Here is a 12,642-nt window from a genome sequence, read left to right on the forward strand (position 1 = left end):
CCCAGCGAACGACCCGATTGAGAAGAAGAGAGCCACTCATGGACTTCCTTCGCCCCGCCAGCTGGGAGGAGGCGCTCGCCGCCAAGGCCGAGCACCCCACGGCCGTCCCCATCGCGGGGGGCACCGACGTGATGGTCGAGATCAACTTCGACCACCGCCGGCCCGAGTACCTCCTGGACCTGAACCGCATCGGCGAGCTGTCCGAATGGGAGGTGGGCCAGGAGAACGTGAGGCTCGGCGCCTCCGTCCCGTACAGCAGCATCATGGAGCACCTGCGGGCCGAACTGCCCGGACTGGCGCTCGCCTCGCACACCGTCGCCTCGCCGCAGATCCGCAACCGCGGCGGCGTCGGCGGCAACCTGGGCACCGCCTCGCCCGCCGGTGACGCCCACCCGGCGCTGCTCGCCGCGGGCGCCGAGGTCGAGGCCGAATCCGTCCGCGGCACGCGGATGATCCCGATCGACGCCTTCTACACCGGCGTCAAGCGCAACGCCCTCGAACCGGACGAGCTGATCCGGGCCGTGCACATCAAGAAGGCCGACGGGCCGCAGCAGTACTCCAAGGTCGGCACCCGCAACGCGATGGTCATCGCGGTCTGCGCCTTCGGCCTGGCCCTGCACCCCGAGACCCGCACGGTCCGCACCGGCATCGGCTCGGCCGCCCCCACGCCCGTACGGGCGAAGGAGGCGGAGGAATTCCTGAACGCCGCGCTGGAGGAAGGCGGCTTCTGGGACAGCCGCACGATCATCACCCCGTCCATCGCCTCGCAGTTCGCCGCGCTCGCCGCCGGGGCCTGCAACCCGATCGACGACGTGCGCGGCACCGCGAGCTACCGCCGGCACGCCGTCGGGATCATGGCCCGCCGCACCCTCGGCTGGACCTGGGAGACGTACCGCGGCAAGGGCCGCAGCACCGAAGGAGCCGCCTGATCATGCGCGTCAATTTCACGGTCAACGGCCGCAGGCACGAGGCGGACGACGTCTGGGAGGGCGAGTCCCTCCTCTACGTGCTGCGCGAACGGCTGGGCCTGCCCGGTTCGAAGAACGCCTGCGAGCAGGGCGAGTGCGGCTCCTGCACGGTCCGCCTGGACGGGGTGCCGGTCTGCTCCTGCCTGGTCGCCGCGGGACAGGTGGAGGGCCGGGAGGTCGTCACGGTGGAGGGACTCGCCGACTTCGCCGCCCACCGCTCCCGGTCCCACCCGGGCAGCGGCTGCGCCTCCGGCGCCTGCGGCACCGACCCCGACCGGGCCCGGCAGTGGGAGGCCCGGCCGACCGGCGAGGAGGGCCGGACGGCGGACGGGCTCTCCCCGATCCAGCAGGCGTTCATCGACGCCGGGGCCGTCCAGTGCGGCTTCTGCACCCCCGGCCTCCTGGTCGCCGCCGACGAACTGCTGGAACGCAACCCGGAGCCGTCCGACGCGGACATCCGCGAGGCGCTCTCCGGCAACCTCTGCCGCTGCACCGGCTACGAGAAGATCCTCGACGCGGTCCGCCTCGCGGCCGCCCGCGCGGAAGAAACGGTCTGACGATGGGCCTCACCGGAAACCCCACCAGCATCAACCAGGGCACCCGCGCCAAGGGCGGCATCGGCGAGTCCACCCTCCGCCCCGACGGCACCCTGAAGGTCACCGGGGAGTTCGCGTACTCCTCCGACATGTGGCACGAGGACATGCTCTGGGGCCACACGCTGCGCTCCACGCTCGCGCACGCCGAGATCGTCTCCATCGACATCGCGGAGGCGTTCGCCACGCCCGGCGTGTACGCCGTCCTCACCCACGACGACCTGCCGACGTCGGTGAAGAACTACGGCCTGGAGATCCAGGACACCCCCGTCCTGGCCCACGGCAAGGTCCGCCACCACGGCGAACCCGTGGCGCTCGTGGCCGCCGACCACCCGGAGACGGCCCGCCGCGCCGCCGCGAAGATCAGGATCGACTACCGCGAGCTGCCCGTCGTCACCGACGAGGCGTCGGCGACCGCGCCCGGCGCCCCCCTCGTCCACGAGAACCGCACCGACCACCACATCGGGCACGTGCCCCACCCCAACATCGTCCACCGCCAGCCCATCGTCCGCGGCGACGCGGACGCGGCGGCGGCCCGCGCCGATGTCGTGGTGAGCGGCGAGTACGTCTTCGGCATGCAGGACCAGGCGTTCCTCGGCCCCGAGTCCGGACTGGCCGTGCCCGCCGAGGACGGCGGCGTCGACCTGTACATCGCCACCCAGTGGCTGCACTCCGACCGGCGCCAGATCGCCCCCGTCCTCGGCCTGCCCGAGGACAAGGTCCGCATGACGCTCTCCGGCGTCGGCGGCGCCTTCGGCGGACGCGAGGACCTGTCGATGCAGATCCACGCCTGCCTGCTCGCCCTGCGCACCGGCAAGCCCGTCAAGATGGTCTACAACCGCTTCGAGTCCTTCTTCGGACACGTCCACCGCCACCCGGCGAAGCTCTGGTACGAGCACGGCGCCACCCGCGACGGCAAGCTGACCCACATGAAGTGCCGCATCGTGCTGGACGGCGGGGCCTACGCCTCCGCGTCCCCGGCCGTGGTCGGCAACGCCTCCTCGCTCGGCGTCGGTCCGTACGTCGTCGACGACGTGGACATCGAGGCCATCGCGCTCTACACCAACAACCCGCCGTGCGGCGCCATGCGCGGCTTCGGCGCGGTCCAGGCGTGCTTCGCCTACGAGGCGCAGATGGATAAGCTCGCCGCCGAACTGGGCATGGACCCGGTCGAGTTCCGGCAGCTCAACGCCATGGAACAGGGCTCCTTCCTGCCGACCGGACAGGTCGTCGACTCGCCCGCCCCGGTCGCCGAACTGCTGCGCCGGGTCAAGGCCAGGCCGCTGCCGCCCGAACGCCAGTGGGAGGTGGCCGGCGAGCAGCCCGACGTACGGGCGCTGCCCGGCGGGCTGTCCAACACCACCCACGGCGAGGGCGTCGTGCGCGGCGTCGGCTACGCGGTCGGCCTGAAGAACGTCGGCTTCTCCGAGGGCTTCGACGACTACTCCACCGCCCGGGTGCGGATGGAGGTCATCAACGGGGAACCCGTCGCGACCGTCCACACCGCCATGGCCGAGGTCGGGCAGGGCGGCGTCACCGTGCACGCCCAGATCGCCCGCACCGAACTCGGCGTCGCCCAGGTCACCATCCACCCGGCCGACACCCGGGTCGGCTCCGCCGGCTCCACCTCCGCCTCCCGGCAGACCTACGTCACCGGCGGCGCGGTCAAGCACTCCTGCGAGGCCGTCCGCGAGAAGGTCCTGGAGATGGGCCGCCGCAAGTTCGGCACGTACCACCCCGCGTGGGCCACCGCCGAACTGCTCCTGGAGGGCGGCAAGGTCGTCACCGACGGCGGCGAGGTCCTGGCCGACCTGGTGGACGTGCTGGAGGGCGAGGCGGTCGACATCGAACTGGAATGGCGCCACCGGCCCACCGAGGCGTTCGACCTGCGCACCGGACAGGGCAACGGCCACGTCCAGTACTCCTTCGCCGCCCACCGCGCGGTCGTCGAGGTCGACACCGAACTGGGCCTGGTCAAGGTCGTCGAACTGGCCTGTGCCCAGGACGTCGGCAAGGCGCTCAACCCGCTCTCCGTCGAGGGCCAGATCCAGGGCGGCACCACCCAGGGCCTGGGCGTCGCCGTCATGGAGGAGATCCTCGTCGACCCGAAGACCGCGAAGGTGCGCAACCCCTCCTTCACGGACTACCTGATCCCCACCATCCTCGACACCCCGACCATCCCGGTCGACGTGCTCGAACTCGCCGACGACCACGCCCCGTACGGGCTGCGCGGCATCGGCGAGGCCCCCACCCTGTCGTCGACCCCGGCCGTCCTCGCGGCGATCCGGAACGCGACGGGGCTGGAGCTCAACAGGACGCCGGTGCGCCCCGAGCACCTCACCGGCACCTGAGGGCCCGCGGCCGAGGGCCGCGGTCCCCTCCCGGACCCTCCGGGCGGTGCGCGCATCCCGGGAACGTCACACACTTCCGCCGCACGCACCGTCCGGAGCACCGCGGTACCGCCGTTCGCGGTACCGCGACACCGCAACACCGGCCGTGCGGATGATGCCGCGCGCCGTATGCGCAGCACGTCGTACGTCGTATTCCACTCTGCATGAACAGTTCGTCTCGGGCCGTCCCCCGGGTCGTGCCGCCAGCGCAGTCATCCCAAACCCCGCGTGCCGATTCCTTGCCGCGGGTGCCCCTGTGAACCTTGGGAGTCAGGCATCATGACCCAGCAGTCAGTGGAGCCCAGGACCAGTGCGGAGGACGCGGGCACCGGCTCGCGCGTTCCGGCCGGAAGATCCTGGCTCGACCGGTACTTCCACATCTCCGACCGTGGCTCCACCGTCGCGCGCGAAGTGCGCGGCGGCATCACCACCTTCATGGCGATGTGTTACATCCTCCTGCTCAACCCGCTCCTGCTGTCCGGCCCGGACGTGGCGGGCAACCGGCTCGACCACGCCGGACTGATCACGGCGACCGCCCTGGCCGCCGCCGTGTCCACCCTGCTGATGGGCTTCATCGGCAAGGTGCCCCTCGCCCTGGCAGCCGGCCTCTCCGTCTCCGGCGTCCTCGCCACCCAGGTGGCGCCCCACATGACCTGGCCGCAGGCCATGGGCATGTGCGTGCTGTACGGCCTGGTGATCGTGCTGCTGGTCGTCACCGGGCTGCGCGAGATCATCATGAACGCCATACCGTTGCCGCTGAAGCACGGCATCACCATCGGCATCGGCATGTTCATCGCGCTGATCGGCCTGGTCAACGCCGGCTTCGTCGGCAAGGGCGCCCCGGTCGTGCTGGGGGTGGGAGGGCAGCTCGCCGGCTGGCCCGTCCTGCTCTTCTGCGTCACCCTGCTGCTCATCTTCATGCTCCAGGCCCGCAACGTGCCCGGCGCGATCCTGATCGGCATCGTCGTCGGCACGGTCCTCGCCGTCGTCGTCAACGCGGTCGGCGACATCGACCCGAAGGCGTGGGGCGGCAGCGCGCCCGAACTCCGGGGCGGCGCGGTCTCGATGCCCGACTTCGGGCTCTTCGGACACGTCGAGTTCGGGGGCTGGGGCGGTGTCGGCGCGATGACCGTCGGCATGATCGTCTTCACCCTGGTGCTGGCCGGCTTCTTCGACGCGATGGCGACGATCATCGGCGTCGGCACGGAGGCCGGGCTCGCCGACAGCAAGGGCCGGATGCCGGGCCTGTCCAAGGCCCTGTTCATCGACGGCGCGGGCGGTGCGATCGGCGGCGTCTCCGGGGCCTCCGGGCAGACCGTCTTCATCGAGTCGGCGACCGGTGTGGGCGAGGGCGCCCGCACGGGCCTGTCCTCCGTCGTCACCGGCCTCCTCTTCGCCGCCGGACTGTTCTTCACCCCGCTCGCCCAGATCGTGCCGGGGCCGATCGCCGCCGCCGCACTGGTCGTCATCGGCGCGATGATGATGCAGAACGCCCGGCACGTCGACTGGAGCGACCGCTCCGTGGCCGTGCCGGTCTTCCTGACCGTGGCCCTGATGCCGTTCACGTACTCCATCACCGCGGGCGTCGGTGCCGGGGTGATCTCCTTCGCCGCGATCAGGGCGGCGCAGGGCAGGTTCCGTGAGGTCGGTGCCTTCATGTGGGTCCTGACCGCGGTGTTCGTCGTGTACTTCGCGCTCGGTCCGATCGAGAGCTGGCTCGGCGCCAAGTAGCCCGGCCCCCCCGCACACCCGTCGTCCTCCACACACTTGTCGTCCTCCGCACACCCGTCGTCCTCCACACACCCGTAGAAGGAGCAGCACCCATGCTGGACATCGCCGAAGAGCTCAGCCGGTGGGTCGGGCAGGGACGCGACTTCGCCGTGGCCACCGTCGTGGCGGTCGGCGGCAGCGCGCCCCGGCAGCCCGGGGCGGCGCTCGCCGTCGACCGTGACGGCACCGCGATCGGGTCGGTCTCCGGCGGGTGCGTGGAGGGCGCGGTGTACGAGCTGTGCGGGCAGGCGCTGGCGGACGGCGTCGCGGTGCGCGAGCGGTTCGGCTACAGCGACGAGGACGCCTTCGCGGTCGGGCTGACCTGCGGCGGCGTCATCGACATCCTGGTGGTGCCGGTGCGGGCGGACGACCCCGCCCGGCCGGTGTTCGCCGCCGCGTTCGCCGCCGCCGCACGGGGGGAGGCGGCGGCGGTCGCCCGGATCACCGACGGGCCCGCCGAACTCCTCGGCCGTCCGTTGCTGGTCCGCCCCGACGGCTCGTACGAGGGCGGGCTCGGCGGGCATCCGGAGCTGGACCGCACGGCGGCCGCCGACGCCCGCGCGATGCTGGACGCGGGCCGCACCGGCTCCGTCACCGTCGGCGCGGACGGCTCGCGCTGCGGACGGCCGCTCACCCTGCTCGTCGAGTCGAGCGTCCCGCCGCCCCGGATGATCGTCTTCGGGGCCATCGACTTCGCCTCGGCGCTGGTGCGGGCCGGGAAGTTCCTCGGCTACCACGTCACCCTGTGCGACGCCCGCCCGGTGTTCGCAACGAGGGCCCGCTTCCCCGAGGCCGACGAGGTGGTCGTCGACTGGCCGCACCGCTACCTCGCGACGGCCGACGTCGACGCGCGCACCGTCCTGTGCGTCCTCACCCACGACGCCAAGTTCGACGTCCCCCTGCTGGAACTGGCCCTGCGGATGCCGGTCGGGTACGTCGGGGCGATGGGATCGCGCCGCACCCATCTGGAGCGCAACGAACGCCTGCGCGAGGTCGGCGTCACCGAACTGGAACTGGCCAGGCTGCACTCGCCGATCGGCCTCGACCTGGGCGCCCGCACCCCGGAGGAGACGGCGCTCTCGATCGTCGCGGAGATCGTCGCCGAACGGCGCGGCGGCAGCGGTCTGTCGCTCAAGGGCGCGCACACCCCGATCCACCACGAGACGGGCGAACCGCCGACCGCGGTGATCACGTCCGTGGCCTGAACCCGCCCCGAAAACATGATCGTTGGAGGGCGGGTTCCCGCCAGGGCGGCTTCACGCCAGGAGTGAACCGGGCAGTAGCCGGGCTTTTGGCTATTTGATCTGCGCATGACTTCCACTTCCTCCTCCGCACCCGGCCGGGCGAGACCCGTCCGCGCGGGACGCCGGGCCCTCCTGGTGGCGACCTCGGTCGCCCTGGTCAGTGGCGCGCTGCTCCCCGTGACGGGCTCCGCCTCCGCCGCGGACCGGCCCGGGGCGACCGGCCGTCAGGCCGCCGCCCCCGTCAAGGAATACGACATCACCCTGCTCACGGGCGACGTCGTGCACTACACGGACGGTGCAGGCAAGCAGGACACCGTCACCGTCGACCGCCCCGACGGCGCGGTCGGCGGCGTGCACGTCCAGCAGGCGGGCGACGACCTCTACGTCCTGCCCGACGAGGCCCGGTCGCTGCTCGCGGCGGGCAAGCTGGACCGCCGGCTGTTCAACGTCCGGGTCCTCGCCGAGATGGGGTACGACGACCGGAGGTCGGACGGCATCCCGCTCATCGCCACCTACCCGGCGAGCCGGGGCCGTTCGCTGCCCGCCGCCCCGCGCGGCGCCGAGCGGACCCGCACCCTGACCAGCATCCACGGCGCCGCGCTGAAGGCGGACAAGAACACCGCCCGGTCCTTCTGGAACGACATATCCCGTACCGCGAAGGCCCGTTCGCTCGACAACGGCATCGCCAAGATCTGGCTCGACGGCCGGGCGGAGGCCGTGCTCAAGGACTCCGTCCCGCAGGTGAACGCCCCGCAGGCCTGGGCCGCCGGCTACGACGGCAAGGGCACCAAGGTCGCCGTCCTGGACACCGGCATCGACGCCACCCACCCGGACGTCAAGGACCGCGTCCTGGAGGCCAGGAGCTTCGTCCCGGGCGAGGAGGTCATCGACGGGCACGGCCACGGCACACACGTCGCCTCCACGATCGCGGGCTCCGGTGCCGCCTCCGACGGCGCCAACAAGGGCGTCGCCCCGGGCGCCGGCCTGATCGTCGGCAAGGTGCTGAGCGACGAGGGCTCCGGCGCGGACTCCGGCATCATCGAGGCCATGGAGTGGGCGAAGGCCGAGGGCGCCGACGTGGTCTCCATGAGCCTGGGCTCCCCCGTCCCGGACGACGGCTCCGACCCCATGTCACTCGCCGTGAACGCGCTCTCCGCCGACGGCGGCCCGCTGTTCGTGATCGCCGCGGGCAACGCCTACGGCGCGGGCACGATCGGCGCGCCCGGCTCGGCGGACAAGGCGCTCACCGTCGCCGCCGTCGACAAGCGGGACAACCGTGCGGACTTCTCCTCGATGGGCCCGCTGGTGCGGTCCAACGGCCTGAAGCCGGACCTCTCCGCGCCGGGCGTGGACATCAATGCCGCGGCCTCGCAGGCGGTCCCGGGCACCGAGGGCATGTACCGGTCGATGTCCGGCACGTCGATGGCCACGCCCCATGTCGCGGGTGCGGCGGCCATCCTGAAGCAGCGTCACCCCGACTGGTCCGGCCGGCGGATCAAGGACGCGCTGATGAGTTCGTCCAAGCGGCTCGACGCGTACAGCCCGTACGAGCAGGGCACCGGACGGCTCGACGTGAAGGCGGCGATCGACACCACGATCGAGGCCACCGGCTCCGTCGCGGTCGCCTCCTACGACTGGCCGCACTCCCCGTCCGACCCGGTCGCCGAGCGGACCATCACCTACCGCAACACCGGTGCGAAGGACGTCGTGCTCGACCTGGCGACGGACACGGACGCCGACGCCTACACCCTGTCGACGAAGAAGCTGACCGTGCCGGCCGGCTCCACCGCCGAGGCGGTGCTCTCGCTGGACCCGTCGAAGGTCGCGAACGACACGCGGTTCTCCGGCCAGGTCGTCGCCGAGGGCGCGGCGGGCACCGTCGTCGCCCACACCGGCTTCGCCCTGACCAAGGAGCGGGAGCTGTACGACCTCACGCTGAAGCTCCGCGACCGTGCCGGGAAGCCGATGGACGGAACCGTCGTCCTGGGCGCGCTGGGCGACCCTCAGCTCCAGCCCGTCGCGGTGTCCGGCGAGACCACGCTGCGGCTGCCGCCGGGCAACTACACCGCCTGGACCGCCGCGGACGTCGCGGGTGACCGCGCCGACTCGAAGGCCCTGGCCTTCCTCGCGGCCCCCGAGATCATCCTCGACGGCTCGGCCACGGTGACCCTCGACGCCGCGAAGGCCCGCAAGGTGAGCGTGCGGACGCCGAAGGAGACCGAGACCCGGCAGCTGCGGTACGACATGGCGCGCACCGCACCGGACGGCACCGTCCAGCGCGACGCGTACCAGATCCCGCTGACGTACGACCAGCTGTGGGCGAGCCCCACCGAGAAGGTCACCCGGGGCAGCTTCTCCTTCCTGACCCGCTGGCGGCAGGGCGAGAAGCTGATCGACCTGACGGCCGGCGGCCGTGACGTGCCGGTCGCCGTGCAGGGCGGTTCGCCCGTCGCGGAGAGCGGCGTGAAGAAGCTGCGGGCCGTCTTCGCGGGCGACGGCGCCGCGGCCGACTACAAGGGCCTGGACGTCAAGGGCAAGGCGGTGGTCGTCCGCCGCAGCGACGCGGTCGCCCCCGCCGACCGGCTCGCGGCCGCCGTCGAGGCGGGCGCCGGGGCGCTGTTCGTCGTCAACGACGGCGACGGCGTCCTGATGGAGAGCTACACCCCCTACGGCACCGAGGCCGCCATCCCGGTCGCCTCGGTCCGGCGGCTGGCCGGCGAGAAACTGATCGAGTCCGCCCGGAGCGGCGCGAAGCTGACGATCGAGCAGCGGAAGTTCGCCCGCTACGTGTACGACCTGGTCGACCGGCACGACGGCGTCGTCCCGGACCGCTCGCTGGAGTTCGCCCCGTCCGCCCGCCGGCTGGCGAAGGTGGAGAACACCTTCTACGGCCACAAGGACGTGCTCGGCGCCGGCTACCGCTACGACATCCCGGACTACGGTCCGGGGGTCGGCTTCGAGGAGTACGAGAAGTTCCCCGGCACCCGCGAGGAGTGGGTCACCCCGCTGCCCGGTGCCTCCTTCTGGTACGAGAACCACTCGGTGTTCAACGCCGACGAGACGGGCTTCGCACAGGAGATGCGCAGCGGCGACCTGGACTACACGGCGGGCCGCACCTACCCCGCCGGGTGGTTCGCCCCGGTCACCCGCCCGCGTCTGGGCACCGGCTACTGGGGTCCGTTCCGGTCCGTGTACAACGACATCCAGTTCAACCTCACGCCGTGGACGGACTCGGGCGCCGGTCACTCGGGCTCCATGCCGGACGACGAGTACGACACCACCTCCACCGCCTTTTACCAGGGCGACACCCTGATCAAGAAGGTCGCGGGCCGGGCCGGGTTCGCCTGGGACGTCTCGCCCCAGAAGCTGCCGTACCGGTTCGTGCTCGACTCCGCCCGGGACGGCGAGGTGTGGAGGACGTCCACCCGGACGCACACCGAGTGGAGCTTCGTCTCGGGCGCGCTGGACGAGAACGGCCCCTTCCAGGCCGACATCCCGCTGCTCCAGCTGGACTACGCCGTCGACACCGACCTCGCCGGTGACGTGAAGGCCGGCCGGTGGACCGAGGTCGGGCTCTCCTCCGGCACGCAGGAGTGGCTGGACGGCGCGGTGCGGGCGACGAAGGCGTCGCTGTCGGTCAGCTACGACGACGGGAAGACCTGGGAGGCGGCGCAGCTGCGCAAGGACGCGGCCGGTTCCTGGACCGCCCGGTTCAAGGCCCCGAAGAAGGCCGGCGCGTTCGTCTCGCTCAGGGCGCACGCCGAGGCGGCCGACGGGCTGGCCGTCGACCAGGAGATCATCCGGGCGTTCGGTCTGAAGTGACCCGCTGAGACCCGCACCCGAAGCGGCCGCGCACCCCTCGTCCGGGGGTGCGCGGCCGCACTTTTTGCACTCACTTGATGATCAAAATTTGTCTACTTTGCCCGTATATGGCGGTCGATAAGGATAGAAAGGGACTTATCGCGGTGCGGTGCGAGTTGCCACGGCGCTGCCGGGAGGCTTATAAGAGGAGCGTGGCTCAGGCGATTCCGGGAATTCCGGGGACTGCCGCCATGGAGGTTTCCCATGTTTCTCACTCCGTCCGACACGGAGAAATTGCTGCTGAGCGTTGCCGGAATGGTCGCCCGTGACCGACGGGAGAGGGGTGTACGGCTCAATTACCCCGAGGCGGTCGCCCTGCTCTCCTGCTGGGCGATGGAACGCGCCCGCGAGGGAGCCCGCGTCAGCGATCTGATGGCCGCGGGAAGAAACGTTCTCACCCGCGCTGACGTGCTCGAAGGTGTTCCCGAGATGCTGCATGACGTTCAGGTCGAAGCGACCTTCCCGGACGGGCGCAAGCTCGTCACGATCACCTCGCCGATCCCGTGATCCCCGGCGAGATCCGGACCGGTCCCGGTGAACTGAAAATAAATGACACGCGAACCCAGATTTTCCTGACCGTGGTGAACGACGGCGACCGGCCCATTCAGATCGGCTCGCACCTGCATTTCCCCGACGCAAATCCCGCGCTTTCCTTCGACCGGTCCCTGGCCCAGGGATTCCGGCTCGACATTCCCTCCGGCACCTCACTGCGTTTCGAGCCCGGAGTCGGTGCCGAAGTCGCCCTCGTCGAACTGGGCGGACTCCGGAAGGTGCCCGGCATCCTCGTGCCCGGCGACCGGGCCGCGCGGACGGACGACCCGCCGACCGCGCGGACGGAGGAGCGGTGACATGGCACGCATGACCCGCGCCGCCTACGCGGCGCTGTACGGCCCCACCACCGGCGACCGCGTCCGCCTCGCCGACACCGACCTCTGGATCGAGGTCGAGGAGGACCGCTGCTTCGGCGGCGACGAGGCGGTGTTCGGCGGCGGCAAGTCCATCCGCGAATCCATGGCCCAGTCCACCGCCTCGCGCGCCGACGGCGCCCTCGACCTCGTCATCACCAACGTCGTCGTCCTCGACCACTGGGGCATCGTCAAGACCGACGTCGGCGTACGGGACGGGCGGATCGTCGCCCTCGGCCGCTCCGGCAACCCCGACATCGGCGACGGCGTCCACCCCGACCTGGTGATCGGCCCCGGCACCGACGTGATCTCCGGCGAGGGCCGCATCCTCACCGCCGGGGCCGTCGACACCCACGTCCACTTCCTCATGCCGGAGACCCTGCACGAGGCCCTCGCCACCGGCACCACCACGGTCATCGGCGGCGGCACCGGCGCCACCGAGGGCTCCAAGGCCACCACCGTCACCCCCGGCGCCCGGCACCTGGCGATGATGTACCGGTCGCTGGACCGCGTCCCGCTCAACGTCATGCTCTTCGCCAAGGGCTCCACCGTCGGCGAGGAGGCCCTGCGCGAGGCGGCGCTCGCCGGGGCCGGCGGCTACAAGGTCCACGAGGACTGGGGCGCCACCCCCGCCGCCATCGACGCCGCGCTGCGGGCCGCCGACACCCACGGCCTCCAGGTAGCCCTGCACGCCGACAGCCTCAACGAGACCGGCTACGTCGAAGGAACCCTCGACGCCATCGCCGGACGCTCCATCCACGTCTTCCACGCCGAGGGCGCGGGCGCGGATGTCGATGCTGTCGCCGTCCGCCGAGACCCGGGCCCCGGACACCCTGCCCATCTGCGTCAGCAGCCCCTCGGCCTTCGCCCCGTTGAGGACCGTCGCGCCGAGCGCGGCGGCGGTGCGGACG

General features: G+C 71.7%; 8 protein-coding genes and 1 pseudogene. All 9 read left to right on the top strand.

The features are described 5' to 3' along the window. The first annotated feature begins 38 nt into the window (after positions 1 to 38). Complete coding sequence (locus EAO76_RS35045; RefSeq protein WP_148840108.1) at positions 39 to 929, top strand: xanthine dehydrogenase family protein subunit M; 891 nt, start codon at positions 39 to 41, stop codon at positions 927 to 929. 2 nt (positions 930 to 931) lie between these two features. Next, on the top strand, positions 932 to 1,525 hold the full coding sequence (locus tag EAO76_RS35050) for a (2Fe-2S)-binding protein (protein ID WP_148840109.1): 594 nt from the start codon (positions 932 to 934) through the stop codon (positions 1,523 to 1,525). A gap of 2 nt (positions 1,526 to 1,527) precedes the next feature. Then, positions 1,528 to 3,912 (top strand): xanthine dehydrogenase subunit D, encoded by a 2,385-nt coding sequence (gene pucD / locus EAO76_RS35055; RefSeq protein ID WP_148840110.1) that lies wholly within the window; start codon positions 1,528 to 1,530, stop codon positions 3,910 to 3,912. A 318-nt stretch (positions 3,913 to 4,230) separates the two neighbouring features. Continuing rightward, positions 4,231 to 5,682 (top strand): NCS2 family permease, encoded by a 1,452-nt coding sequence (locus EAO76_RS35060; RefSeq protein ID WP_148840111.1) that lies wholly within the window; start codon positions 4,231 to 4,233, stop codon positions 5,680 to 5,682. Between the two features lie 92 nt (positions 5,683 to 5,774). After that, positions 5,775 to 6,926 carry an XdhC family protein gene (locus tag EAO76_RS35065; RefSeq protein WP_148840112.1) on the top strand — a complete coding sequence of 384 codons (1,152 nt, stop codon included), beginning with the start codon at positions 5,775 to 5,777 and terminating at the stop codon, positions 6,924 to 6,926. A gap of 105 nt (positions 6,927 to 7,031) precedes the next feature. Next, complete coding sequence (locus EAO76_RS35070; protein WP_148840113.1) at positions 7,032 to 10,787, top strand: S8 family serine peptidase; 3,756 nt, start codon at positions 7,032 to 7,034, stop codon at positions 10,785 to 10,787. A 243-nt stretch (positions 10,788 to 11,030) separates the two neighbouring features. Next, a complete protein-coding gene (locus EAO76_RS35075; RefSeq protein ID WP_148840114.1) occupies positions 11,031 to 11,333 on the top strand; it encodes an urease subunit gamma in 303 nt (100 codons plus the stop codon). After that, complete coding sequence (gene ureB, locus EAO76_RS35080) at positions 11,330 to 11,674, top strand: urease subunit beta (protein ID WP_148840115.1); 345 nt, start codon at positions 11,330 to 11,332, stop codon at positions 11,672 to 11,674. The genes EAO76_RS35075 and ureB overlap by 4 nt, the downstream gene beginning before the upstream one ends. A 1-nt stretch (position 11,675) precedes the next feature. Beyond that, positions 11,676 to 12,642: pseudogene (locus EAO76_RS35085) on the top strand (urease subunit alpha); the annotation flags it as partial.

This window comes from Streptomyces sp. sk2.1, assembly GCF_008120935.1.
Lineage (GTDB): Bacteria > Actinomycetota > Actinomycetes > Streptomycetales > Streptomycetaceae > Streptomyces.